At 57.2% G+C, this 24,554-nt stretch carries 23 protein-coding genes; 19 read left to right on the forward strand and 4 right to left on the reverse strand.

Features of this window, described 5'->3' with window-relative positions; genetic code table 11:
- Positions 1 to 244: 244 nt before the first annotated feature.
- Genes gyrB through dnaA form a run of 4 tightly spaced genes read right to left on the reverse strand, consistent with a single transcriptional unit; the run spans position 245 to position 6,458 of the window.
- Complete coding sequence (gene gyrB, locus PMI26_RS28720; protein ID WP_007969881.1) at positions 245 to 2,662, reverse strand: DNA topoisomerase (ATP-hydrolyzing) subunit B; 2,418 nt, start codon at positions 2,660 to 2,662, stop codon at positions 245 to 247.
- Between the two features lie 5 nt (positions 2,663 to 2,667).
- Complete coding sequence (gene recF / locus PMI26_RS28715) at positions 2,668 to 3,771, reverse strand: DNA replication/repair protein RecF (RefSeq protein ID WP_007969883.1); 1,104 nt, start codon at positions 3,769 to 3,771, stop codon at positions 2,668 to 2,670.
- A 20-nt stretch (positions 3,772 to 3,791) separates the two neighbouring features.
- Positions 3,792 to 4,895, reverse strand: coding sequence for a DNA polymerase III subunit beta (gene dnaN / locus PMI26_RS28710; protein ID WP_007969885.1), 1,104 nt, complete (start codon positions 4,893 to 4,895; stop codon positions 3,792 to 3,794).
- Between the two features lie 39 nt (positions 4,896 to 4,934).
- Positions 4,935 to 6,458, reverse strand: coding sequence for a chromosomal replication initiator protein DnaA (gene dnaA, locus PMI26_RS28705; RefSeq protein ID WP_007969887.1), 1,524 nt, complete (start codon positions 6,456 to 6,458; stop codon positions 4,935 to 4,937).
- Between the two features lie 566 nt (positions 6,459 to 7,024).
- Here dnaA and rpmH point away from each other — a divergent pair.
- From rpmH to glmU, 19 genes are all read left to right on the forward strand, one after another.
- Positions 7,025 to 7,159 carry a 50S ribosomal protein L34 gene (gene rpmH / locus PMI26_RS30205; protein ID WP_003213577.1) on the forward strand — a complete coding sequence of 45 codons (135 nt, stop codon included), beginning with the start codon at positions 7,025 to 7,027 and terminating at the stop codon, positions 7,157 to 7,159.
- 16 nt (positions 7,160 to 7,175) lie between these two features.
- On the forward strand, positions 7,176 to 7,577 hold the full coding sequence (rnpA, locus tag PMI26_RS28700) for a ribonuclease P protein component (protein WP_015097448.1): 402 nt from the start codon (positions 7,176 to 7,178) through the stop codon (positions 7,575 to 7,577).
- Entirely contained in the window at positions 7,570 to 7,815 is a 246-nt protein-coding gene (yidD, locus tag PMI26_RS30210) for a membrane protein insertion efficiency factor YidD (protein WP_010207715.1), read from the forward strand. The genes rnpA and yidD overlap by 8 nt, the downstream gene beginning before the upstream one ends.
- A gap of 2 nt (positions 7,816 to 7,817) precedes the next feature.
- Positions 7,818 to 9,497, forward strand: coding sequence for a membrane protein insertase YidC (yidC, locus tag PMI26_RS28695; RefSeq protein ID WP_007969890.1), 1,680 nt, complete (start codon positions 7,818 to 7,820; stop codon positions 9,495 to 9,497).
- 79 nt (positions 9,498 to 9,576) lie between these two features.
- A complete protein-coding gene (gene mnmE / locus PMI26_RS28690; protein ID WP_007969891.1) occupies positions 9,577 to 10,947 on the forward strand; it encodes a tRNA uridine-5-carboxymethylaminomethyl(34) synthesis GTPase MnmE in 1,371 nt (456 codons plus the stop codon).
- A gap of 550 nt (positions 10,948 to 11,497) precedes the next feature.
- Positions 11,498 to 13,396 (forward strand): tRNA uridine-5-carboxymethylaminomethyl(34) synthesis enzyme MnmG, encoded by a 1,899-nt coding sequence (mnmG, locus tag PMI26_RS28685; RefSeq protein WP_007969893.1) that lies wholly within the window; start codon positions 11,498 to 11,500, stop codon positions 13,394 to 13,396.
- The gene (gene rsmG / locus PMI26_RS28680; protein ID WP_007969895.1) at positions 13,393 to 14,037 is read left to right on the forward strand and encodes a 16S rRNA (guanine(527)-N(7))-methyltransferase RsmG; all 645 of its coding nucleotides are present in this window, start codon (positions 13,393 to 13,395) and stop codon (positions 14,035 to 14,037) included. The genes mnmG and rsmG overlap by 4 nt, the downstream gene beginning before the upstream one ends.
- An 18-nt stretch (positions 14,038 to 14,055) precedes the next feature.
- The gene (locus tag PMI26_RS28675) at positions 14,056 to 14,853 is read left to right on the forward strand and encodes a ParA family protein (RefSeq protein ID WP_007969897.1); all 798 of its coding nucleotides are present in this window, start codon (positions 14,056 to 14,058) and stop codon (positions 14,851 to 14,853) included.
- Positions 14,854 to 14,862: 9 nt separating this feature from the next.
- On the forward strand, positions 14,863 to 15,735 hold the full coding sequence (locus PMI26_RS28670; protein WP_007969899.1) for a ParB/RepB/Spo0J family partition protein: 873 nt from the start codon (positions 14,863 to 14,865) through the stop codon (positions 15,733 to 15,735).
- A gap of 148 nt (positions 15,736 to 15,883) precedes the next feature.
- Positions 15,884 to 16,291 carry a F0F1 ATP synthase subunit I gene (locus PMI26_RS28665; RefSeq protein ID WP_007969901.1) on the forward strand — a complete coding sequence of 136 codons (408 nt, stop codon included), beginning with the start codon at positions 15,884 to 15,886 and terminating at the stop codon, positions 16,289 to 16,291.
- 16 nt (positions 16,292 to 16,307) lie between these two features.
- Positions 16,308 to 17,177 (forward strand): F0F1 ATP synthase subunit A, encoded by an 870-nt coding sequence (gene atpB, locus PMI26_RS28660; protein ID WP_007969902.1) that lies wholly within the window; start codon positions 16,308 to 16,310, stop codon positions 17,175 to 17,177.
- Between the two features lie 134 nt (positions 17,178 to 17,311).
- On the forward strand, positions 17,312 to 17,569 hold the full coding sequence (atpE, locus tag PMI26_RS28655) for a F0F1 ATP synthase subunit C (protein ID WP_003097235.1): 258 nt from the start codon (positions 17,312 to 17,314) through the stop codon (positions 17,567 to 17,569).
- 58 nt (positions 17,570 to 17,627) lie between these two features.
- Positions 17,628 to 18,098: a F0F1 ATP synthase subunit B gene (locus PMI26_RS28650; protein WP_007969903.1), complete on the forward strand. Its 471-nt coding sequence runs from the start codon at positions 17,628 to 17,630 to the stop codon at positions 18,096 to 18,098.
- A 12-nt stretch (positions 18,099 to 18,110) separates the two neighbouring features.
- On the forward strand, positions 18,111 to 18,647 hold the full coding sequence (locus PMI26_RS28645) for a F0F1 ATP synthase subunit delta (protein ID WP_007969904.1): 537 nt from the start codon (positions 18,111 to 18,113) through the stop codon (positions 18,645 to 18,647).
- A gap of 21 nt (positions 18,648 to 18,668) precedes the next feature.
- Positions 18,669 to 20,213 carry a F0F1 ATP synthase subunit alpha gene (gene atpA / locus PMI26_RS28640; protein ID WP_007969905.1) on the forward strand — a complete coding sequence of 515 codons (1,545 nt, stop codon included), beginning with the start codon at positions 18,669 to 18,671 and terminating at the stop codon, positions 20,211 to 20,213.
- 50 nt (positions 20,214 to 20,263) lie between these two features.
- Entirely contained in the window at positions 20,264 to 21,124 is an 861-nt protein-coding gene (atpG, locus tag PMI26_RS28635) for a F0F1 ATP synthase subunit gamma (RefSeq protein ID WP_007934344.1), read from the forward strand.
- Positions 21,125 to 21,151: 27 nt separating this feature from the next.
- Positions 21,152 to 22,528: a F0F1 ATP synthase subunit beta gene (gene atpD / locus PMI26_RS28630; RefSeq protein WP_007969907.1), complete on the forward strand. Its 1,377-nt coding sequence runs from the start codon at positions 21,152 to 21,154 to the stop codon at positions 22,526 to 22,528.
- 45 nt (positions 22,529 to 22,573) lie between these two features.
- Positions 22,574 to 22,999, forward strand: a complete 426-nt coding sequence (locus tag PMI26_RS28625; RefSeq protein ID WP_007969909.1) for a F0F1 ATP synthase subunit epsilon — start codon at positions 22,574 to 22,576, stop codon at positions 22,997 to 22,999.
- Between the two features lie 113 nt (positions 23,000 to 23,112).
- Positions 23,113 to 24,480 (forward strand): bifunctional UDP-N-acetylglucosamine diphosphorylase/glucosamine-1-phosphate N-acetyltransferase GlmU, encoded by a 1,368-nt coding sequence (gene glmU / locus PMI26_RS28620; RefSeq protein WP_033047297.1) that lies wholly within the window; start codon positions 23,113 to 23,115, stop codon positions 24,478 to 24,480.
- Positions 24,481 to 24,554: the final 74 nt, after the last annotated feature.

The following is a 24,554-nucleotide window of genomic DNA, read 5'->3' on the forward strand; positions in this document are numbered from 1 at the left end:
AATCCCATAAAAACGTGCATAAGTTTTTTTCGGACGTAAAAAAACCGGCTGATATAGCCGGTTTTTTTATGCCCGTAATGTGGATGTTTCAGGCGGTGTACAAAGCGAGTCGAGAGTGAAACCGGTGGGGAAAAATCAAAAGATCGCAGCCTGTAGGAGCTGCCGAAGGCTGCGATCTTTTGACCTCAACAAATAAAAAGCCAACGCATGAGCGTTGGCCTTTTGTATGGCGGGGCGACCGGGATCAGAAGTCCAGGTTGGACACCGCCAGTGCGTTGCTCTCGATGAAGTCACGACGAGGTTCGACCGCATCACCCATCAGGGTGTTGAAGATCTGGTCCGCGCCAATGGCGTCTTCGATGGTCACTTTGAGCATGCGGCGCGAGCCCGGGTCCATGGTGGTTTCCCACAGCTGATCCGGGTTCATCTCGCCCAGTCCTTTGTATCGCTGGATGGTGTGGCGCTTGGTGCTTTCGGCCATCAACCACTCAAGGGCTTCCTTGAACTCGGTGACCTGCTTCTTGCGCTCGCCACGCTGGATGTACGCGCCGTCGTCCAGCAAGGTGCTCAGTTGAGCGCCCAGGGAAACCACGGTCTTGTAGTCGTTGCTGCCGAAGAAGTCGCGGTTGAAGGTGACGTAGTTCGACAGGCCATGGGAGATCAGTTCGACCTCTGGCAGCCAGACGTTACGCTCACGGTCTTCACGCAGGCTGGCCTTGTAGACCAGACCCGACTTCTCGACGGTGCGCAGACGCACTTCGTACTGGGCCAACCAATCCTGCATCGCTGCGTGATCGGACAGTTGATCCATGCTGACCGCCGGCAGGTAGATGAAGTGTTCTGTCAGTTCCTGTGGGTACAGGCGCGACAGACGCTTGAGGGTCTTCATGACCAGACGGAAGTCGTTCACCAGACGCTCAAGGGCTTCGCCGGAGATACCCGGTGCTTCCTCGTTCAGGTGCAGGCTCGCATCTTCCAGGGCCGACTGCGTCATGTACTCTTCCATGGCGTCGTCGTCTTTGATGTATTGCTCTTGCTTGCCTTTCTTCACTTTGTATAGCGGCGGCTGGGCGATGTAGATGTAGCCACGCTCGATCAGCTCCGGCAACTGACGGAAGAAGAAGGTCAACAGCAAGGTACGGATGTGCGAACCGTCGACGTCAGCATCGGTCATGATGATGATGTTGTGATAGCGCAGCTTGTCGATGTTGTACTCTTCGCGACCGATGCCGCAGCCGAGCGCGGTGATCAGGGTGCCTACTTCCTGGGAAGAGATCATCTTGTCGAAGCGTGCCTTCTCGACGTTCAGGATCTTACCCTTGAGGGGCAGAATCGCCTGGGTCCTGCGGTTGCGTCCCTGCTTGGCAGAGCCGCCCGCGGAGTCACCTTCCACGAGGTACAGTTCGGACAGGGCAGGGTCCTTTTCCTGGCAGTCCGCCAGTTTGCCCGGCAGGCCGGCGATGTCCAGCGCGCCTTTGCGGCGGGTCATCTCACGGGCCTTACGTGCCGCTTCACGGGCACGGGCCGCGTCGATCATCTTGCCGACGACCAGCTTGGCTTCGTTCGGGTTTTCCAGGAGGAAGTCCGAGAAGTACTTGCCCATTTCCTGTTCGACCGCAGTCTTCACTTCGGAAGACACCAGCTTGTCTTTGGTCTGGGAGCTGAACTTCGGATCCGGTACCTTCACCGAAATGATCGCGGTCAGGCCTTCACGGGCATCGTCACCGGTAGTGGCGACCTTGTGCTTCTTCGCCAGGCCTTCTGCTTCGATGTAGGTGTTCAGGTTACGCGTCAGTGCGGAACGGAAACCCACCAGGTGAGTACCGCCGTCGCGCTGTGGAATGTTGTTGGTGAAGCACAACAGGTTCTCGTTGAAGCTGTCGTTCCACTGAAGGGCGATTTCCACGCCGATGCCGTCTTCACGCTGGATGTTGAAGTGGAACACCTGGTTGACCGGGGTCTTGTTGGTGTTCAGGTATTCAACGAACGCACGCAGGCCGCCTTCGTACTTGAACAGCTCTTCCTTGCCGCTGCGCTCGTCCTTGAGGACGATACCGACACCGGAGTTGAGGAAGGACAGTTCACGAATCCGCTTGGCCAGGATGTCCCAGCTGAAGTGGATGTTCTTGAAAGTTTCGCTGGAAGCCTTGAAGTGGATCTGCGTGCCGGTGGTTTCGGAGTCGCCAACGATTTTCATCGGCTCTTGCGGAACACCGTGGACGTAAGTCTGTTCCCAGATCTTGCCACTACGGCGAACGGTCAGAACCAACTCTTCCGACAGGGCGTTCACGACCGACACACCCACACCGTGCAGGCCGCCGGAAACCTTGTAGGAGTTGTCGTCGAATTTACCGCCGGCGTGCAGCACGGTCATGATGACCTCGGCTGCCGAAACGCCTTCTTCTTTGTGTACGTCTACCGGGATGCCACGGCCGTTGTCGCGAACGGTGATGGACTCATCCGGGTGGATGATGATGCTGATGTCGTCGCAGTAGCCGGCGAGCGCTTCGTCGATCGAGTTATCGACCACCTCGAACACCATGTGGTGCAGACCGCTGCCATCGTCGGTATCACCAATGTACATACCGGGACGTTTGCGTACGGCATCCAGGCCTTTCAGCACTTTAATGCTCGTTGAGTCGTACGTATTTTCTTCGCTCAATGCCTTCACTCCCGATGGTCGTGGGTCTGGGTGATACGGCCCTGTTCCACGTGGAACAGAGCGACTGGCGTTTCCGTCTGCCAGCCTTCCCTCAATAATTCGTGATCTACACAGGTGATAAATACCTGGCAGCGTAAGTCTTCCAACAAGCGGCAAAGCGCGCGACGGTGGTGCTCGTCCAGCTCGGACGGCAAGTCATCCACCAGATAAATACACTGACCGCGTCGAGCCTGGCTGACCAGGTGCCCTTGGGCAATCCGCAATGCGCAAACCACCAACTTCTGCTGGCCACGGGACAAGATGTCCGCAGCGTTGTGTGCGCCCAGCCTGAGACGCAAATCAGCACGTTGTGGTCCGGCCTGGGTATGCCCCATTTGCTGGTCCCGCTGCAAAGACCCGGCGAGCACAGCACTCAGTTCACGGTCCTTGTCCCAGCCGCGGTAATAGCTGAGCGTCAAGCCTTCAAGCTCAACCAGTTCGCTCAAGGTTTGTTCAAAGACTGGTTTCAAGGCTTTGATATAAGCGCGGCGGTATTCATCAATTTCAGCGCTGGCCTGGCACAGTTCCCTGTCCCAAACCGCTTGCGAAACGGCGTCAAGTGTACCATGCCGCAGCCAAGAGTTTCTCTGGCGCAGGGCCTTCTGCAAGCGCTGCCAGGTTGACATGAAGCGCGGTTCCACGTGGAACACGCCCCAGTCGAGAAACTGTCGGCGAATCTTCGGCGCACCTTCCAGCAATCGAAAACTGTCCGGGTTGATCAGTTGCAGCGGCAATATCTCCGCCAGTTGCGCGGCGCTACGGGCGTTCTGCCCATCGATACGGATCTGGAATTCGCCTTGGCGATCCCGCGAAATGCCCAACGCGCTGTGCCCACCCTCGGCCAGTTCAACCTGGCCAAAGACCGTGCACGCCAGTTGCTCGTATTGAATGACCGGCAACAATCGGGTGCTGCGAAACGAACGGGCAAGCCCCAGCAGATGGATGGCTTCCAGAACACTGGTTTTGCCGCTGCCGTTGGCGCCGTAAAGGATATTGATGCGGGGGGAGGGGGAGAAGGTCACCGGGTGCAGATTGCGCACCGCGGTGACCGAGACGCGACTTAAGGACATCTAGCTTCTGCTGGGCATGATTACAGACGCATCGGCATGACAACGTAGGCCGAGTCATCGTTATCCGATTCCTGCACCAGCGCACTGCTGTTGGAATCGGACAGGATCAGACGAACCTGCTCGGTGGTCATCACGCCCAACACGTCGAGCAGGTAGCTCACGTTGAAGCCGATTTCCAGAGAGCCACCGTTGTATTCAACGCCCACTTCTTCTTCCGCTTCTTCCTGCTCCGGGTTGTTCGCCTGGATCTTCAACTGACCGCTGGCCAGTTGCAGACGGATACCACGGTACTTCTCGTTGGAGAGGATCGCGGTACGGCTGAAGGCTTCGCGCAGCGCCTGGCGATCGCCCAGTACCAGCTTGTCGCCGCCTTTTGGCAGAACGCGTTCGTAGTCCGGGAATTTGCCGTCGACCAGTTTCGAGGTGAAGGTGAATTCACCGGTGGTGGCGCGGATGTGGTGCTGACCCAGCACGATGCTGACATTGCCATCCGGCTCAGTGAGCAGGCGTGCCAGTTCAAGGATACCTTTGCGCGGTACGATGACCTGGTGACGATCCGGTTGGCCGATATCGGCCTGCATCGAGCACATGGCCAGGCGGTGACCGTCGGTGGCCACGGCGCGGATCACACCCGCGGAAACCTCCAGCAGCATGCCGTTGAGGTAGTAACGCACGTCCTGCTGGGCCATGGCGAAGCTGGTGCGCTCGATCAGACGGCGCAGCTTGCTTTGCTCCAGGCTGCAGGTCAGCGAGCCAGGGCCTTCTTCCACGGTAGGGAAGTCGTTGGCCGGCAGGGTCGACAGGGTGAAGCGGCTACGGCCGGCCTTGACCACAAGCTTCTGCTCATCGACCTTGATGTCGATCAGCGCATCGTTTGGCAGGCTCTTGCAGATGTCCATCAGCTTGCGCGCAGGCACGGTGATGGAACCCGGATCCGCCGGCTCTTCGAGTTGAACACGACCGACCAGCTCGACTTCCAGGTCGGTACCGGTCAGCGACAATTGCTGGCCTTCGACAACCAGCAGCACGTTGGAGAGCACCGGCAAGGTCTGGCGGCGTTCGACGACGCCTGCGACCAGTTGCAGGGGTTTCAACAGGGCTTCGCGTTGAATGGTGAAATGCATGGTCTAGTCCCTTGCCTTAATTAGCTGCGCTGGTGTTCATCAAGTGGTCAGTGTACGCAGCAGGTTCTTGTAGTCCTCGCGGATGTCCGCGTCGGATTCCTTAAGTTCGTTGATCTTGCGGCAGGCGTGCAAAACAGTCGTATGGTCGCGGCCGCCAAACACGTCGCCGATTTCCGGCAGGCTGTGGTTAGTCAACTCTTTGGACAAGGCCATTGCAACCTGACGCGGACGTGCGACCGAGCGAGAACGACGCTTGGACAGCAAGTCGGAGATCTTGATCTTGTAGTACTCGGCGACGGTGCGCTGAATGTTATCCACAGAGACCAGTTTATCCTGCAACGCCAACAAGTCCTTCAGGGATTCGCGAATCAGCTCGATGGTGATATCGCGCCCCATGAAGTGCGAGTGGGCGATCACGCGTTTGAGCGCGCCTTCCAGCTCACGGACGTTGGAGCGAATACGCTGGGCAATGAAGAACGCGGCGTCATGCGGCAGCTCGACTTTGGCCTGATCGGCCTTCTTCATCAGGATCGCCACACGGGTTTCCAGCTCCGGTGGCTCGACCGCTACGGTCAGACCCCAGCCAAAGCGGGATTTGAGGCGTTCTTCAAGGCCTTCGATTTCTTTCGGGTAGCGGTCACTGGTAAGAATGACCTGCTGGCCACCTTCGAGCAGGGCGTTGAAGGTGTGGAAAAATTCTTCCTGGGAACGCTCTTTACGGGCGAAGAACTGAATGTCATCGATCAGCAACGCATCCACTGAACGGTAGAAGCGTTTGAACTCGTTGATCGCGTTCAGTTGCAGGGCCTTGACCATGTCCGCCACGAATCGCTCGGAATGCAGGTACACCACCTTGGCATTCGGGTTCTTCTTTAATAGATGGTTACCCACAGCGTGCATCAAGTGGGTTTTACCCAGGCCCACACCACCATAAAGGAAGAGCGGGTTGTAACCGTGCTTCGGGTTGTCGGCCACCTGCCAGGCGGCGGCGCGCGCCAACTGGTTGGATTTACCTTCAACGAAATTCTCGAAGGTAAAGGTGCGGTTCAGGTAACTGGTGTGCTTGAGCGCACCTTCGACCTGCACGGTACGTTGCTCGGCGCGAACCGGGGCCTGTTGCGAACTGGCGCCGGCCATCGGATCGAAGCTGTCACGGGAAGGTTCTTCCTCGGTGACCTCGGCCACTTTTTGCGTGGCGCGCTTGGTCGAAGCCGCAGCAGGTGCTGGCGGCGGCGGGCTGGCAAGTGTTTGAGCAGCCTGGGCCTGGGAAGCCGCGGCTGCCAGGGGAGCATTTGGCGCGGCACGCGGTGCCGAACTGCGTTTGCTGCCTATTAATAAGGAGAGCGCAGGCGCCATGCCATTGCCGTGCTCATCGAGCAATTCGAGAACACGCCCCAGGTACTTTTCGTTGACCCAGTCCAGAACAAAACGATTGGGTGCATAGACACGCAACTCGTCGCCTTCGGCTTCGACCTGTAGTGGACGGATCCAAGTGTTGAATTGTTGGGCAGGCAGCTCATCGCGCAGAAGCTCCACGCACTGCTGCCAAAGTTCCACTGACACGGATATCCCCTAAGTTGAAAGCCGGTGAGGCAAAAACAAGCGGCCATTGTAGCGACCAGACGCCGACTTATCCACACGAAGGTGGTTCATCGACCAAGAAGAATCACCGTTTCATACGCAAAAAAGACGACCAGTGGTCTGTGCATAAGCTCTGTGGATAACCGGGGTTAAGGTCATTGCACAAGTGGGGGCGAAAGTCGGTGGATAACCGGCCTGTGGATAAACTGGCTTTCCACACACAGGTTATCCGATAGCGCAGCACAGGCTGAACACGGTTTTCCACTGTAGTTGTCATTCTCTGTACACTAGGTAAAACAAGGCCTGAAACCACTTATCCACAGAATGGTGCGGGCCCAGCTTTTATAAGCTTTACAGAAAAGCTTTAAATACTTTCCTTTCTTATTTTTATATTTAGCGGCGGTTCGTTCAGCGCAAAACGCCTGGAGATCTATTTATAAGGAAACGCTGGTTGGAAATTGACCTGAAGGCTTGCTTTCTCTAGAATCCCCGGTCTCTTAAAACGGGGGCCATTCCGGCCCGTTGTGGACGAACCAGGTAACACGACAATGAAACGTACTTTCCAACCAAGCACTATCAAACGCGCTCGTACCCACGGTTTCCGTGCTCGCATGGCTACCAAGAACGGTCGTGCCGTACTGTCGCGTCGTCGCGCCAAAGGTCGTGCGCGTCTGGCAGTTTGATAAGCCGGCACTGGAGGTGAGTCAGGACTTCAGTCGGGAAAAGCGTCTGCTTACTCCCCGGCATTTCAAGGCAGTCTTTGACTCCCCTACCGGCAAGGTTCCGGGGAAAAATCTCCTGCTCCTTGCGCGCAACAACGATCTTGATCACCCCCGTCTCGGGTTGGTTATCGGGAAAAAGAGCGTAAAGCTCTCCGTCGAGCGCAATCGCCTCAAACGTCTGATGCGCGAATCGTTTCGCCTGAACCAGGATTCACTGGTCGGCTGGGACATTGTTATCGTCGCGCGCAAAGGTTTGGGTGACGTAGAAAACCCCGAATTGATTCAGCATTTCGGCAAACTCTGGAAACGCCTGGCTCGCAGTTCGCCGGTACCAGCAGTCAAAACCGAAACTGTAGGGGTAGACAGTCCAGATGCGTAAACTGGCACTCGTTCCGATCCAGTTTTATCGCTATGCCATTAGTCCCCTGATGGCCAGTCACTGTCGTTTCTACCCCAGTTGTTCCTGCTACGCGTTAGAAGCCATCGAAAATCATGGCCTTCTTCGCGGTGGCTGGCTGACCTTTCGTCGTTTAGGTCGCTGTCATCCGTGGAATCCCGGTGGTTATGACCCGGTTCCACCTATCCCTACCTCCCGTTCTTCTTCGATGGCCGAGTAATCATGGATATCAAACGCACGATCCTGATCGTCGCCCTGGCAATCGTGTCCTACGTTATGGTTCTTAAATGGAACCAGGACTATGGCCAGGCTGCCCTGCCGACTCAGAATGTTGCCACCAATACGACTGCATCGGGCCTGCCGGATACGGCATCTGGCTCCAACGCTTCCGCCAGTGACGACATTCCACGTGCTGCAAGCGACACCAGCGCACCTGCCGAAACACCGGTGGCTGTGAGCAAGGACCTCATCCAGATCAAAACGGATGTACTGGACTTGGCTGTCGACCCACAAGGTGGTGATGTTGCCCTGCTGACCCTGCCGCTGTATCCGCGTCGTCAGGATCACCCGGAAATTCCGTTCCAGCTGTTCGATAACGGCGGCGAACGTACTTATCTGGCACAAAGCGGTCTGATCGGCACCAACGGTCCGGATGCAAATCCGGCCGGTCGTCCGGTTTATTCCTCGGAGAAGAAGGTTTATCAACTGGCTGACGGTCAGGACCAGTTGGTCGTGGACCTGAAGTTCAGCAAGGACGGCGTCAACTACATCAAGCGTTTCACCCTGAAACGCGGCCTGTATGACGTAACCGTTTCCTACCTGATCGACAACCAGAGCGCCCAGCCCTGGACCGGTGCGATGTTTGCCCAGTTGAAGCGTGACGCCAGCGCCGATCCTTCGTCGACCACGGCTACCGGCACCGCGACTTACCTGGGCGCCGCCCTGTGGACAAGTTCGGAGCCGTACAAGAAAGTGTCCATGAAGGACATGGACAAAGCGCCGCTGAAAGAAACCGTCACTGGCGGTTGGGTTGCCTGGTTGCAGCACTACTTCGTGACCGCATGGATCCCGGCCAAGGGCGAAAACAACGTCGTCCAGACCCGTAAAGACAGCAAAGGCAACTACATCATCGGCTACACTGGCCCATCGATGAGTGTTGCCCCGGGTGCCAAGGCCGAGACCAGCGCTGTTCTGTACGCCGGCCCGAAAAGCCAGGCCGTGCTGAAAGAGTTGTCCCCAGGCCTGGAACTGACTGTCGACTACGGCATTCTGTGGTTCATCGCCCAACCGATCTTCTGGTTGCTGCAACACATCCACGCGATTGTGGGTAACTGGGGCTGGTCGATCATCTTCCTGACCATGCTGATCAAAGGGATCTTCTTCCCGCTGTCGGCTGCCAGCTACAAATCCATGGCGCGCATGCGTGCAGTGGCACCGAAACTGGCCGCGCTGAAAGAGCAACATGGTGATGACCGGCAGAAAATGTCGCAAGCCATGATGGAGCTGTACAAGAAAGAGAAGATCAATCCGCTGGGTGGTTGCTTGCCAATCCTCGTGCAGATGCCGGTTTTCCTCTCGCTGTACTGGGTTCTGCTGGAAAGCGTTGAAATGCGCCAGGCGCCGTTCATGCTGTGGATTACTGACCTGTCGATCAAGGATCCGTTCTTCATTCTGCCGATCATCATGGGTGCAACCATGTTCATCCAGCAGCAGCTGAACCCGACTCCTCCGGATCCGATGCAGGCCAAGGTGATGAAGCTGATGCCGATCATCTTCACCTTCTTCTTCCTGTGGTTCCCGGCGGGTCTGGTGCTGTACTGGGTAGTGAACAACTGCCTGTCGATCGCCCAACAGTGGTACATCACTCGTAAGATCGAAGCGGCTACCAAGGCAGCTGCCTGATTTACACTGTGGATAACCACTCAAGACGCCCCCTAGTGGGGCGTTTTGCTATCTGTCACTTTTGTCTGGATACCGGTTTATGAGCGTTCCTCGTGAAACCATCGCCGCCGTCGCCACCGCTCAAGGTCGTGGCGGTGTAGGCATCGTGCGTATTTCCGGGCCGTTGGCCAGCGTTGCGGCCAAGGCTTTCAGTGGTCGCGAGCTCAAGCCGCGATTTGCCCACTACGGCCCGTTTTTCAGTGAACACGATGAGGTATTGGACCAGGGCATCGCGCTTTATTTTCCGGGGCCAAACTCGTTTACCGGCGAGGATGTGCTGGAACTCCAGGGGCATGGTGGCCCGATCGTTCTGGATATGTTGCTCAAGCGCTGCCTGGAACTGGGTTGCCGGCTCGCCCGGCCGGGGGAGTTCAGCGAGCGCGCGTTCCTCAACGACAAGCTTGACCTGGCCCAGGCCGAGGCCATTGCCGATCTGATTGAAGCCAGCTCTGCCCAGGCTGCGCGAAACGCATTGCGCTCCCTGCAGGGTGCTTTCTCGTCACGTGTGCATAACCTCACCGAGCAACTGATTGGCCTGCGCATCTATGTCGAGGCGGCCATCGATTTCCCCGAAGAGGAAATCGACTTCCTCGCCGATGGCCATGTCCTGAGCATGCTCGACAAAGTGCGCGACGAGTTATCCACTGTCATGCGCGAAGCCGGGCAAGGTGCCTTGCTGCGAGACGGCATGACCGTGGTCATTGCCGGTCGTCCGAATGCCGGTAAATCCAGCCTGCTCAATGCACTGGCCGGGCGCGAAGCGGCGATCGTGACTGAAATTGCCGGTACTACCCGTGACGTACTGCGTGAACATATCCACATTGATGGCATGCCGCTGCATGTGGTGGATACCGCCGGTCTGCGCGATACCGATGACCATGTGGAAAAAATTGGCGTCGAACGTGCCCTGAAAGCCATCGGTGAAGCAGATCGGGTATTACTGGTGGTCGATGCCACCGCGCCGGAAGCCCTCGATCCGTTCGCACTGTGGCCGGAATTTCTCGAAACCCGTCCCGATCCAGCGAAAGTGACCCTGATCCGCAACAAGGCCGACCTTACGGGCGAGGCCATTGCCTTGGAGATCAGCGACGACGGCCACGTCACTATCAGCCTGAGCGCCAAGTCCGGAGGTGCCGGTCTGGAGCTGCTGCGTGATCACCTCAAGGCCTGCATGGGCTACGAGCAAACGTCCGAAAGCAGCTTCAGTGCGCGTCGGCGTCACCTGGAGGCGCTACGTCATGCCAGTGCTGCCCTCGAGCATGGTCGGGCCCAGTTGACACTGGCCGGTGCTGGCGAGTTGTTGGCCGAGGATCTGCGCCAGGCTCAGCAGTCGCTTGGGGAAATCACCGGTGCTTTCAGCTCTGACGATTTGTTGGGGCGCATTTTCTCCAGCTTCTGTATCGGCAAGTAGCCCCCCTGTTGTTCACAGACAGGCCGTTCGTGCCTGTCTGCTCTCTCTTTTTCTGAATAAACCCTCCAGTGCCGAGCGGACTTTGTCTGCTTGAGCGGAATTCTCGTGCCTGAATTTCGGGCAAACGACGCTTTTTTGTGGATTAAGCCCTGTGAATAACCGCCGCTAAGGTCAGTTGATAACAGGGCCTGAAAACTGAACATAACCACCTCTGTGGATAAGCACCCCTTTCATCCACAGGCTTACACCGGTTATCCAAGGGCCTCATTGGCACATGAACACAGGGTTTTGAATCGCTGTACATATTGAAAATAAAGGGATGTAGAGATCTATCCACAGAAAGGTAGGTGCATAGAAATAAACATAAAAACAAAGATTTAATAAATTTCTCTCTTTTTAATTTCTATAACTCCGACTTTTCCACAGCTGGTTAAATTTTGTGCAAAGGGTTCTTTAGGAAGGGCGAAGTCCCTATACTTGTCGACCAGGTCCAAAAACCTGAGCTCAAACTATTCCTGAATTACCTACTTAAGCAGGCACGAGGTGCGTGGTGGATTTCCCTTCCCGTTTTGAAGTGATCGTCATCGGCGGCGGTCATGCCGGTACCGAGGCAGCACTGGCCTCAGCACGTATGGGGGTGAAAACCCTGTTGCTGACGCATAACGTGGAAACCCTCGGTGCCATGAGTTGCAACCCGGCCATTGGCGGGATCGGCAAAAGCCACCTGGTCAAGGAAATCGACGCCCTCGGCGGCGCGATGGCCATGGCTACCGATAAAGGCGGCATCCAGTTTCGCGTGTTGAACAGCCGCAAAGGCCCGGCCGTACGTGCCACCCGTGCACAGGCCGACCGGATTCTGTACAAGGCCGCTGTCCGCGAAATCCTGGAAAACCAGCCGAACCTGTGGATATTTCAACAGGCCGCTGATGACCTGATCGTCGAGCAGGAACAAGTGCGCGGCGTAGTGACCCAGATGGGCCTGCGTTTCCTCGCCGACTCGGTGGTATTGACCACCGGCACCTTCCTCGGCGGACTTATCCACATTGGATTGCAGAATTTCTCCGGCGGCCGTGCCGGTGATCCACCGTCGATAGCCCTGGCTCACCGTCTACGTGAATTGCCTTTGCGGGTCGGTCGCCTGAAGACCGGTACGCCGCCGCGTATCGACGCCCGTTCTGTGGATTTCTCGGTGATGACCGAGCAGGCCGGCGATACGCCGATCCCGGTGATGTCGTTCATGGGGTCCAAAGAGCAGCATCCACGGCAGATCAGTTGCTGGATTACCCACACCAACGCCCGTACCCACGAAATCATCGCGGCGAACCTCGACCGTTCGCCGATGTATTCCGATGCAGGCGAGATCGAAGGCATCGGTCCGCGTTACTGCCCGTCGATCGAAGACAAGATTCACCGCTTTGCCGACAAGGAAAGCCACCAGGTCTTCATCGAACCGGAAGGTTTGACCACAAACGAGCTGTACCCGAACGGGATATCCACATCCTTGCCGTTCGATGTGCAATTGCAGATCGTGCAATCGATCCGCGGCATGGAAAACGCACACATCGTGCGCCCGGGCTACGCCATCGAGTACGACTACTTCGATCCGCGCGACCTGAAGTACAGCCTGGAAACCAAAGTGATCGGCGGTCTGTTCTTCGCCGGGCAAATCAATGGCACCACCGGTTACGAAGAAGCCGGCGCCCAGGGTTTGCTGGCCGGGACCAACGCCGCACTGCGCGCGCAAGGCAAAGAGGTCTGGTGCCCGCGTCGCGACGAGGCCTATATCGGCGTGTTGGTCGACGACCTGATTACCCTCGGCACCCAAGAGCCGTACCGGATGTTCACTTCCCGCGCCGAATACCGTTTGATCCTGCGCGAAGACAACGCCGACCTGCGCCTGACCGAAAAAGGTCGCGAACTGGGCCTGGTGGATGACGCGCGTTGGGCGGCTTTCTGCAAAAAACGCGAAAGCATCGAACTGGAAGAGCAGCGCCTGAAAAGCACCTGGGTTCGCCCGGGCACCGAACAGGGCGATGCGATTGCCGAAAAATTCGGCACGCCGCTGACCCACGAATACAACCTGCTGAATCTCTTGAGCCGTCCGGAAATCGACTACGCTGGTCTGATCTCAGTGACCGGTGGCGGCGCAGAAGATCCACAAGTCGCCGAACAGGTCGAAATCAAGACCAAGTACGCCGGCTACATCGATCGTCAACAGGATGAAATCGCCCGCCTGCGCGCCAGCGAAGACACCAAACTGCCTGTGGATATCGACTACACGAATATTTCCGGTCTCTCCAAAGAGATCCAGAGCAAGCTCGGTGCGACCCGCCCTGAAACCTTGGGCCAGGCTTCGCGTATCCCGGGCGTAACGCCGGCAGCCATCTCGCTGTTGATGATTCATTTGAAAAAACGCGGCGCGGGCCGTCAGTTGGAGCAAAGCGCTTGAGTTCGTTGGTCACTTCGCAACACGCAGAAGAGTTATCCACAGGTGCCCGCCAGCTTGGCGTCACGCTGACAGAAACCCAGCACGCGCAACTGCTGGGTTATCTGGCCCTGTTGATCAAATGGAACAAGGCTTACAACCTCACCGCCGTGCGTGATCCGGACGAAATGGTCTCCCGTCACCTGCTCGACAGTCTGAGCGTGATGTCATTCATCGAAAACGGACGCTGGCTCGACGTCGGCAGTGGCGGCGGCATGCCCGGCATTCCGCTGGCTATCCTGTTTCCTGAGTCCCAGGTGACGTGCCTGGACAGCAACGGCAAGAAAACCCGCTTCCTGACCCAGGTCAAACTCGAACTCAAACTGGATAACCTGCAAGTTATCCACAGTCGCGTCGAAGCGTTCCAGCCTGCCCAACCCTTCAACGGGATCATTTCCCGGGCGTTCAGCAGCATGGAAAACTTCAGCAACTGGACTCGCCACCTCGGCGATAGCGAAACACGCTGGCTGGCAATGAAGGGCGTTCATCCGGCCGATGAGCTGGTAGCATTGCCGGCAGACTTCCACCTCGATAGCGAACACGCCCTGGCCGTACCTGGTTGCCAAGGCCAACGCCATCTGCTGATACTGCGCCGCACGGCATGATTGGGAACACAAGCAAGAATGGCTAAGGTATTCGCGATAGCGAACCAAAAAGGTGGCGTGGGCAAAACCACCACCTGCATCAACCTCGCAGCATCCCTGGTCGCGACCAAGCGCCGGGTGCTGTTGATCGACCTCGATCCACAAGGCAACGCCACCATGGGTAGCGGTGTGGATAAACATGGCCTGGAAAACTCGGTCTACGACCTGTTGATCGGCGAGTGCGACCTGGCCCAGGCCATGCACTTCTCCGAACACGGTGGTTACCAGCTGTTGCCGGCCAACCGCGACCTGACCGCGGCCGAAGTGGTTCTGCTGGAAATGCAGATGAAGGAAAGCCGTCTGCGCAGTGCGCTGGCGCCGATCCGGGAAAACTATGATTACATCCTGATCGACTGCCCCCCGTCGCTGTCGATGCTGACCTTGAATGCACTGGTTGCCGCCGATGGGGTCATTATCCCCATGCAGTGCGAGTACTTCGCGCTCGAAGGCTTGAGCGACCTTGTGGATAACATCAAGCGTATCGCTGAACTGCTCAATCCGAACCTCAAGGTCGAAGGTCTGCTGCGGACGATGTACGACCCGCGCCTGAGCCTGATGAACGATGTTTCGGCGCAGCTCAAGGAACACTTCGGCGAACAGCTCTACGACACCGTCATTCCGCGCAACATCCGCCTGGCCGAAGCGCCAAGCTACGGCATGCCGGCGCTGGCGTACGACAAAGCATCGCGAGGTGCCGTTGCCTATCTGGCATTGGCGGGCGAAATGGTTCGTCGTCAACGCAAAAACTCACGCATCGCCGCCGCTCAGGCAACTTAAGGAATCCCCATGGCCGTCAAGAAACGAGGTCTCGGACGTGGACTGGATGCTCTGTTGAGTGGTCCGACTGTCAGCTCGCTGGAAGAACAAGCGGCGCAAGCCGATCAGCGTGAACTGCAACACCTTCCCCTGGATCTGCTCCAGCGCGGCAAATACCAGCCGCGTCGTGACATGGACCCGCAGGCGCTGGAAGAGTTGGCGCAGTCGATCAGGGCCCAGGGCGTCATGCAGCCCATCGTGGTTCGCCCGATCGGCAGCGGTCGTTTTGAAATCATTGCGGGCGAACGTCGCTGGCGCGCCAGCCAGCAGGCCGGGCAGGAAACCATCCCGGCGATGGTTCGCGATGTACCCGATGAAACCGCGATCGCCATCGCCCTGATCGAGAACATCCAGCGCGAAGACCTGAACCCGATTGAAGAGGCGGTGGCCCTGCAGCGTTTGCAGCAGGAGTTCCAGCTGACCCAGCAACAGGTGGCCGAAGCCGTGGGCAAGTCCCGGGTGACCGTGGCTAACCTGTTGCGCCTGATTTCCTTGCCGGAAGTCATCAAGACCATGCTGTCCCACGGCGACCTGGAAATGGGTCATGCCCGTGCTTTGCTCGGTTTGCCGGAAAATCAACAGGTTGAAGGGGCGCGACATGTTGTCGCACGCGGACTGACCGTGCGCCAGACTGAGGCACTGGTTCGCCAGTGGTTGAGTGGCAAACCGGAGCCTGTGGAACCCCAAAAACCGGACCCGGATATCGCCCGCCTCGAACAGCGTCTGGCCGAGCGCCTAGGCTCTGCGGTGCAGATTCGCCACGGTAAGAAGGGTAAAGGGCAGTTGGTGATCGGCTACAACTCCCTGGATGAACTCCAAGGTGTGCTCGCACATATTCGCTGAAACATTTCCTCATGTAGCGCGCAGTCGGAAATCACTACCTGACAGTTGAATAGGGGCAGAACCGCCCCTATACTCTGCGCGCATTTTGTCGGCACAAATTATGCCAAGTTATTGAATTCTGGCAGCCGACCATTGGAGAGCAAAAGTGATGGAAACCCGCACGCCAAACCGCTTGCCCTTCCATCGCCTGGCAGTTTTTCCGGTGTTAATGGCTCAATTTGTCGTTTTGCTCATCGCTGCTTTGGCGCTCTGGCAATGGCGGGGAGTCGTTGCCGGGTACTCGGGACTTTGCGGAGGCCTGATAGCCTTGCTGCCCAATGTTTATTTCGCTCACAGGGCATTTCGGTTTTCCGGCGCCCGAGCAGCCCAGTCCATCGTCCGGTCTTTTTATGCCGGCGAGGCAGGCAAACTGATTTTGACGGCAGTGCTGTTTGCACTGGTGTTTGCAGGTGTGAAGCCATTGGCGCCGATTGCAGTATTCGGTGTCTTCGTGCTGACTCAGTCAGTCAGCTGGTTCGCTCCCCTGCTGATGAGAACAAGACTTTCGAGACCTTAGGGCGTTTGAGGCAACCATGGCAGAAACAACCGCTTCGGGCTATATCCAGCACCACTTGCAGAACCTGACCTTCGGTCAGCACCCAACCGGCGGCTGGGGCTTTGCCCACACCGCAGCAGAAGCCAAGGAAATGGGCTTCTGGGCTTTCCACGTCGATACCCTCGGCTGGTCGGTCGCATTGGGTCTGATCTTCGTTCTTCTTTTCCGCATGGCGGCAAAGAAGGCGACTTCCGGTCAGCCAGGTGCTTTGCAGAACTTCGTTGAAGTACTGGTCGAATTCGTCGATGGCAGCGTGAAAGACAGCTTCCATGGCCGTAGCCCGGTGATTGCACCGCTGGCACTGACCATCTTCGTCTGGGTGTTCCTGATGAACGCCGTCGACCTGGTACCTGTCGACTGGATTCCTCAACTGGCCATCCTGATCTCCGGCGACCACCACATCCCGTTCCGTGCCGTGTCGACCACCGACCCGAACGCGACCCTGGGCATGGCGTTCTCGGTTTTCGCACTGATCATTTTCTACAGCATCAAGGTCAAGGGCCTCGGCGGCTTCATCGGCGAGCTGACCCTGCACCCGTTCGGCAGCAAGAACATCTTCGTTCAGGCCCTGCTGATCCCGGTGAACTTCCTGCTGGAATTCGTGACCCTGATCGCCAAGCCGATCTCCCTGGCTCTGCGTCTGTTCGGCAACATGTATGCCGGCGAACTGGTCTTCATCCTGATTGCTGTGATGTTCGGCAGCGGTCTGCTCTGGCTCAGCGGCCTGGGCGTCGTTCTGCAGTGGGCGTGGGCTGTGTTCCACATCCTGATCATAACCCTGCAGGCGTTCATCTTCATGATGTTGACCATCGTCTACCTGTCGATGGCGCACGAAGAAAACCATTAAGACCAGTCTCGACTAGTCTGATGTCCTTCCCGGTCAAACGGGAAGGGGCTCTTCACGGGGCCTCTGAAACGATTTGTTTTACCGCTTTAAATTAAAAAAACCTAAACCATACGACGTAAAAGTCGGGAGGAAAGATGGAAACTGTAGTTGGTCTAACCGCTATCGCTGTTGCACTGTTGATCGGCCTGGGCGCACTGGGTACCGCAATTGGTTTCGGCCTGCTGGGCGGCAAGTTCCTGGAAGGCGCAGCGCGTCAGCCAGAAATGGTTCCAATGCTGCAAGTTAAAATGTTCATCGTTGCCGGTCTGCTCGACGCCGTAACCATGATCGGTGTTGGTATCGCTCTGTTCTTCACCTTTGCGAACCCGTTCGTTGGTCAGATCGCTGGCTAATTACTCGGATCTTCCGGGTAATTTGGTGTGATGGACAACGTAACTGCGAGGTGTTGGCGTGAACATTAATGCGACCCTGATTGGCCAGTCCGTTGCGTTCCTGATTTTTGTACTGTTCTGCATGAAGTTCGTATGGCCTCCGGTCATCACGGCTCTGCACGAACGTCAAAAGAAGATCGCTGATGGTCTGGACGCTGCCAGCCGAGCAGCTCGCGACCTGGAGTTGGCCCAAGAAAAAGCGGGTCAGCAACTGCGCGAAGCGAAAGCTCAGGCAGCTGAAATCATCGAGCAAGCCAAGAAACGCGGTACCCAGATTGTCGACGAAGCCCGTGAACAGGCTCGCGTCGAAGCTGACCGTGTGAAGGCTCAGGCTCAGGCCGAGATCGAACAGGAACTGAACAGCGTCAAAGACGCGCTGCGCGCCCAAGTGGGTAGCCTGGCCGTTGGCGGTGCTTCGAAGATCCTGGGCAAAGCAATCGATCAAAACGCGCACGCAGAGCTGGTTAACCAACTGGCTGCTGAAATCTAAGCGAGGGCGATCATGGCAGAACTGACCACGTTGGCCCGACCTTACGCTAAGGCGGCCTTCGAGCACGCTCAGGCCCACCAGCAACTGGCCAATTGGTCAGCCATGCTCGGCCTGGCAGCAGCGGTGTCGCAAGACGACACCATGCAGCGCGTGCTCAAGGCCCCGCGACTGACGAGCGCAGAAAAGGCCGCCACGTTCATTGACGTGTGCGGCGACAAGTTTGATGTAAAGGCACAGAACTTCATTCACGTCGTTGCCGAAAACGACCGTCTCCCGCTGTTGCCGGAGATCGCCGCTCTGTTCGACCTGTACAAGGCCGAGCAAGAGAAATCGGTAGACGTTGAAGTGACCAGTGCCTTCGCATTGAACCAAGAACAGCAAGACAAACTCGCCAAGGTTCTCAGTGCACGACTCAACCGGGAAGTGCGCCTGCAAGTCGAGGAAGATTCATCCCTTATTGGGGGTGTTGTCATCCGCGCCGGCGACCTGGTTATCGATGGCTCGATTCGCGGCAAAATCGCGAAACTTGCCGAAGCATTGAAATCTTGAGTTTGAAGGGGCAGCAGAGCAATGCAGCAACTCAATCCTTCCGAAATAAGTGAAATTATCAAGGGCCGCATCGACAAGCTCGATGTGACCTCCCAAGCCCGTAACGAAGGCACTGTCGTCAGCGTATCTGACGGCATCGTGCGGATTCACGGTCTGGCCGACGTAATGTACGGCGAGATGATCGAGTTTCCGGGCGGCGTCTTCGGCATGGCCCTCAACCTGGAGCAAGACTCTGTAGGTGCCGTTGTATTGGGCGCATACCAGACTCTGGCTGAAGGCATGAGCGCCAAGTGCACTGGCCGCATCCTGGAAGTTCCGGTTGGTAAGGAACTGCTGGGTCGCGTAGTCGACGCACTGGGTAACCCAGTTGACGGCAAAGGTCCGCTGAACAACACCGAGACCGACGCGGTCGAGAAAGTTGCTCCAGGCGTGATCTGGCGTAAGTCGGTAGACCAGCCTGTACAGACTGGCTACAAGGCTGTCGATGCCATGATCCCTGTCGGCCGTGGCCAGCGTGAGCTGATCATCGGTGACCGTCAGATCGGTAAAACCGCTCTGGCGATCGACGCGATCATCAACCAGAAAGACAGCGGCATTTTCTGCGTCTACGTAGCAATTGGTCAGAAACAATCGACCATCGCCAACGTTGTTCGCAAGCTGGAAGAAAACGGTGCACTGGCTAACACCATCATCGTTGCAGCGAGCGCTTCGGAATCTGCAGCACTGCAGTTCCTGGCTCCGTACTCCGGTTGCACCATGGGCGAATACTTCCGCGACCGCGGTGAAGACGCGCTGATCGTTTATGACGATCTGTCCAAGCAAGCAGTGGCTTACCGCCAGATTTCCCTGCTGCTGCGCCGTCCACCAGGCCGTGAAGCTTACCCAGGCGACGTGTTCTATCTCCACTCCCGTCTGCTGGAGCGCGCATCCCGCGTTTCGGAAGAGTACGTAGAGAAGTTCACCAACGGCGCAGTGACCGGCAAAACCGGTTCCCTGACCGCACTGCCGATCATCGAAACCCAGGCTGGCGACGTTTCCGCGTTCGTTCCGACCAACGTGATTTCCATCACCGACGGTCAGATCTTCCTGGAATCGGCCATGTTCAACTCGGGCATCCGCCCTGCAGTGAACGCCGGTGTTTCGGTATCCCGTGTGGGTGGTGCCGCTCAGACCAAGATCATCAAGAAGCTGTCCGGTGGTATCCGTACCGCTCTGGCTCAGTACCGTGAACTGGCGGCATTCGCCCAGTTCGCTTCTGACCTGGACGAAGCGACCCGTAAGCAACTTGAGCATGGTCAGCGCGTTACCGAGCTGATGAAGCAGAAGCAATACGCGCCAATGTCGATCGCCGACATGTCGCTGTCGCTGTATGCCGCTGAGCGTGGGTTCCTGACCGACGTTGAAATCGCCAAGATCGGCAGCTTCGAACAAGCGCTGATTGCTTACTTCAACCGCGATCACGCCGACTTGATGGCGAAGATCAACGTGAAGGGTGACTTCAATGACGAAATCGATGGCGGCCTGAAAGCCGGTATCGAGAAGTTCAAGGCCACCCAAACCTGGTAAGCCGCAGCGGGAGCCTAGCGGCTCCCGCTTGCTAACCTGATAGGTGTTACATGGCAGGCGCAAAAGAGATTCGCAGTAAGATTGCGAGCATCAAAAGCACGCAAAAGATTACCAGCGCCATGGAAAAAGTGGCGGTCAGCAAAATGCGCAAGGCACAAATGCGCATGGCTGCTAGCCGTCCTTATGCGGAGCGCATCCGCCAGGTTATTGGTCATCTGGCCAACGCTAACCCGGAATATCGCCACCCGTTCATGATCGACCGTGAAGTAAAGCGTGTCGGTTATGTCGTAGTGAGCAGTGACCGTGGTCTGTGTGGTGGCTTGAACACCAACCTGTTCAAGGCTTTGGTCAAGGACATGGCGGTAAACCGCGAAAACGGCGTCGAGATCGATCTGTGTGTAGTTGGTAGCAAGGGTGCGGCTTTCTTCCGCAACTTCGGCGGTAACGTCGTTGCAGCTATCAGCCACCTGGGTGAAGAGCCGTCGATCAATGATCTGATCGGCAGCGTCAAGGTGATGCTGGATGCCTACCTGGACGGCCGTATTGACCGCCTGTCCGTGGTGTCCAACAAGTTCATCAACACCATGACGCAACAGCCTACCGTGGAGCAGTTGATTCCACTGGTGGCAACCCCGGATCAAGAACTCAAGCACCACTGGGACTATCTCTACGAACCGGATGCCAAGGAGCTGCTCGACGGCTTGATGGTCCGTTACGTGGAGTCGCAGGTCTACCAGGCGGTGGTCGAGAACAACGCGGCTGAACAAGCTGCGCGGATGATCGCGATGAAGAACGCTACCGACAACGCCGGTGATTTGATCAGCGATTTGCAGCTGGTCTACAACAAGGCGCGTCAGGCTGCGATCACCCAAGAGATCTCGGAAATCGTCGGCGGCGCTGCCGCGGTTTAACGGTTCAAATATTCAGAGGATCCAGCTATGAGTAGCGGACGTATCGTTCAAATCATCGGCGCCGTTATCGACGTGGAATTCCCACGCGACAGCGTACCGAGCATCTACGACGCCTTGAAAGTTCAAGGCGCCGAAACCACTCTGGAAGTTCAGCAGCAGCTGGGCGACGGCGTGGTTCGTACCATTGCGATGGGCTCCACCGAAGGCTTGAAGCGCGGTCTGGACGTCAACAACACTGGCGCAGCCATCTCCGTACCGGTCGGTAAAGCGACCCTGGGCCGGATCATGGACGTACTGGGCAACCCGATCGACGAAGCTGGCCCGATCGGCGAAGAAGAGCGTTGGGGCATTCACCGTCCTGCGCCAACCTTCGCTGAACAAGCCGGTGGCAACGAGCTGCTGGAAACAGGCATCAAGGTTATCGACCTGGTTTGCCCGTTCGCCAAGGGTGGTAAAGTCGGTCTGTTCGGTGGTGCCGGTGTAGGCAAGACCGTAAACATGATGGAACTGATCCGTAACATCGCCATCGAGCACAGCGGTTATTCCGTGTTCGCCGGTGTGGGTGAGCGTACTCGTGAGGGTAACGACTTCTACCACGAGATGAAGGACTCCAACGTTCTGGACAAAGTGGCACTGGTTTACGGTCAGATGAACGAGCCGCCGGGAAACCGTCTGCGCGTAGCACTGACCGGCCTGACCATGGCCGAGAAGTTCCGTGACGAAGGTAACGACGTTCTGCTGTTCGTCGACAACATCTATCGTTACACCTTGGCCGGTACTGAAGTATCCGCACTGCTGGGCCGTATGCCTTCGGCAGTAGGTTACCAGCCGACCCTGGCTGAAGAGATGGGCGTGCTGCAAGAGCGCATCACTTCGACCAAGCAAGGTTCGATTACTTCGATCCAGGCGGTATACGTACCAGCGGACGACTTGACCGACCCGTCGCCAGCGACCACCTTCGCCCACTTGGACGCCACCGTCGTTCTGTCCCGTGACATCGCTTCCCTGGGTATCTACCCGGCGGTAGACCCACTGGACTCGACTTCGCGTCAGCTGGACCCGAACGTGATCGGCAACGACCACTACGAAACCGCTCGCGGTGTTCAGTACGTGCTGCAGCGTTACAAAGAACTGAAGGACATCATTGCGATCCTGGGTATGGACGAGCTGTCGGAAGCCGACAAGCAGTTGGTAAACCGTGCTCGTAAGATCCAGCGCTTCTTGTCGCAGCCGTTCTTCGTGGCTGAAGTCTTCACCGGTGCATCGGGTAAATACGTTTCCCTGAAAGACACCATTGCTGGCTTCAAAGGCATCCTCAACGGTGACTACGACCACCTGCCAGAACAAGCGTTCTACATGGTTGGCGGCATCGAAGAAGCGATCGAGAAAGCCAAGAAACTGTAATCCCGGCGCCCGGCAACGGGCGCTAATTTAGGTTGAGGCAATCAGATGGCTATGACAGTCCATTGCGATATCGTCAGCGCGGAAGGGGAAATCTTTTCCGGTCTGGTCGAGATGGTGATTGCGCACGGTGCACTGGGTGATCTTGGTATCGCCCTGGGTCACGCGCCGCTGATCACTAATCTGAAGCCAGGTCCGATCCGCCTGGTCAAGCAGGGCGGGGAAGAGGAGGTGTATTACATCTCCGGTGGTTTCCTCGAGGTTCAGCCGAACATGGTCAAGGTACTTGCCGACACCGTGCAACGTGCTGCCGATCTGGATGAAGCCTCCGCTCAGGAAGCCGTTAAGGCTGCCGAGAAGGCCTTGCATGAACGTGGCGCTGAATTCGATTACGGTTCTGCTGCCGCACGTCTGGCCGAGGCTGCAGCTCAGCTGCGCACCGTCCAGCAGATCCGCAAGAAGTTCGGCCACTAAGGCTGCGCTTGTTGTGCGATTGATTAAAAAGGGTAGCCTCGGCTACCCTTTTTTCTTTTCCGATTTTTACAACCTGGTCGCAGCCGCTGACCACCCAGGATTGGTAGCCAGTCATGTCTCTTGAAATCGTTATTCTCGCTGCTGGCCAAGGCACGCGCATGCGTTCCGCTTTGCCGAAAGTTTTGCACCCGATTGCCGGCAACTCCATGCTCGGACATGTTATCCACAGCGCCCGGCAACTTGATCCACAGCGCATTCACGTGGTGATCGGCCATGGCGCCGATGCCGTGCGCGAACGCCTGGCGGCGGATGATCTGAACTTCGTCCTGCAGGATAAACAACTGGGTACCGGTCACGCCGTCGCTCAAGCCGTGCCGTTCATTCAGTCCGACAATGTGCTGGTGCTTTATGGCGATGTGCCGTTGATCGAAGTCGATACCCTGCAACGTCTGCTCAAGCAGGTGGGGCCAGAGCAATTGGCCTTGCTGACCGTCGAACTGGATGACCCGACCGGTTACGGCCGCATTGTTCGTGATGCGCAGGGCAAGGTCACGGCGATTGTCGAGCAGAAAGATACCAATGAAGCCGAGCGAAAAATCACCGAAGGCAATACCGGCATTCTGGCGCTGCCTTTTGCCCGTCTTGGCGACTGGATGAGCCGTCTCTCCAATAACAACGCCCAGGGCGAGTACTACCTGACCGACATCATTGCCATGGCCGTGAGCGATGGTCTGGTGGTAGCCACCGAGCAACCGCACGACGCCATGGAAGTGCAGGGCGCCAACGATCGCAAGCAGCTTTCCGAACTGGAACGGCATTATCAATTGCGCGCCGGTCGTCGTTTGATGGCTCAAGGTGTGACGCTACGTGACCCGGCGCGTTTCGACATTCGCGGTGACGTCACGGTTGGCCGCGACGTGCTGATCGACATCAACGTGATCCTCGAAGGCAAGGTCGTCATCGAAGACGACGTGGTGATCGGCCCGAACTGCGTGATCAAGGACAGCACCCTGCGCAAAGGCGTGGTCATCAAGGCCAACAGCCATATCGAAGGTGCCATCCTGGGTGAAGGCAGCGATGCCGGCCCATTTGCTCGTCTGCGTCCAGGTACAGTGCTGGAAGCTCGCGCGCATGTGGGTAACTTCGTCGAGTTGAAAAACGCGCACCTGGGCGAGGGTGCCAAGGCCGGTCACCTGACTTATCTGGGCGATGCCGAAGTGGGCGCGCGCACCAATATTGGTGCCGGCACCATCACCTGCAACTACGACGGCGCCAACAAGTGGAAGACCGTGTTGGGTGAAGATGTGTTCATTGGCTCCAACAACTCGTTGGTGGCGCCTGTGGATATCCTCGATGGTGCGACCACAGCGGCGGGTTCGACCATTACGTCGACTGTGGATAAATCCCAGTTGGCCATCGGGCGTGCTCGCCAGAAGAACATCGATGGCTGGAAGCGGCCGGAGAAGGTCAAGAAGGGCTGAGTTATCCACAGACCTTTGAAATCAAAAGATCGCAGCTTTCGGCAGCTCCTACATGGGTTTTATGTTTTCCCTGT

The organism is Pseudomonas sp. GM33, assembly GCF_000282295.1.
GTDB classification, from domain to species: Bacteria; Pseudomonadota; Gammaproteobacteria; order Pseudomonadales; family Pseudomonadaceae; genus Aquipseudomonas; species Aquipseudomonas laurylsulfatiphila.

Coding starts and splice junctions, on each gene's coding strand:
- recF (WP_007969883.1), bottom strand. CDS start 3,771: ATGTCCTTAAGTCGCGTCTCGGTCACCGCGGTGCGCAATCTGCACCCG.
- dnaN (WP_007969885.1), bottom strand. CDS start 4,895: ATGCATTTCACCATTCAACGCGAAGCCCTGTTGAAACCCCTGCAACTG.
- rpmH (WP_003213577.1), top strand. CDS start 7,025: ATGAAACGTACTTTCCAACCAAGCACTATCAAACGCGCTCGTACCCAC.
- yidD (WP_010207715.1), top strand. CDS start 7,570: ATGCGTAAACTGGCACTCGTTCCGATCCAGTTTTATCGCTATGCCATT.
- yidC (WP_007969890.1), top strand. CDS start 7,818: ATGGATATCAAACGCACGATCCTGATCGTCGCCCTGGCAATCGTGTCC.
- mnmE (WP_007969891.1), top strand. CDS start 9,577: ATGAGCGTTCCTCGTGAAACCATCGCCGCCGTCGCCACCGCTCAAGGT.
- PMI26_RS28675 (WP_007969897.1), top strand. CDS start 14,056: ATGGCTAAGGTATTCGCGATAGCGAACCAAAAAGGTGGCGTGGGCAAA.
- PMI26_RS28670 (WP_007969899.1), top strand. CDS start 14,863: ATGGCCGTCAAGAAACGAGGTCTCGGACGTGGACTGGATGCTCTGTTG.
- PMI26_RS28665 (WP_007969901.1), top strand. CDS start 15,884: ATGGAAACCCGCACGCCAAACCGCTTGCCCTTCCATCGCCTGGCAGTT.
- atpB (WP_007969902.1), top strand. CDS start 16,308: ATGGCAGAAACAACCGCTTCGGGCTATATCCAGCACCACTTGCAGAAC.
- atpE (WP_003097235.1), top strand. CDS start 17,312: ATGGAAACTGTAGTTGGTCTAACCGCTATCGCTGTTGCACTGTTGATC.
- PMI26_RS28645 (WP_007969904.1), top strand. CDS start 18,111: ATGGCAGAACTGACCACGTTGGCCCGACCTTACGCTAAGGCGGCCTTC.
- atpA (WP_007969905.1), top strand. CDS start 18,669: ATGCAGCAACTCAATCCTTCCGAAATAAGTGAAATTATCAAGGGCCGC.
- atpG (WP_007934344.1), top strand. CDS start 20,264: ATGGCAGGCGCAAAAGAGATTCGCAGTAAGATTGCGAGCATCAAAAGC.
- atpD (WP_007969907.1), top strand. CDS start 21,152: ATGAGTAGCGGACGTATCGTTCAAATCATCGGCGCCGTTATCGACGTG.
- PMI26_RS28625 (WP_007969909.1), top strand. CDS start 22,574: ATGGCTATGACAGTCCATTGCGATATCGTCAGCGCGGAAGGGGAAATC.
- glmU (WP_033047297.1), top strand. CDS start 23,113: ATGTCTCTTGAAATCGTTATTCTCGCTGCTGGCCAAGGCACGCGCATG.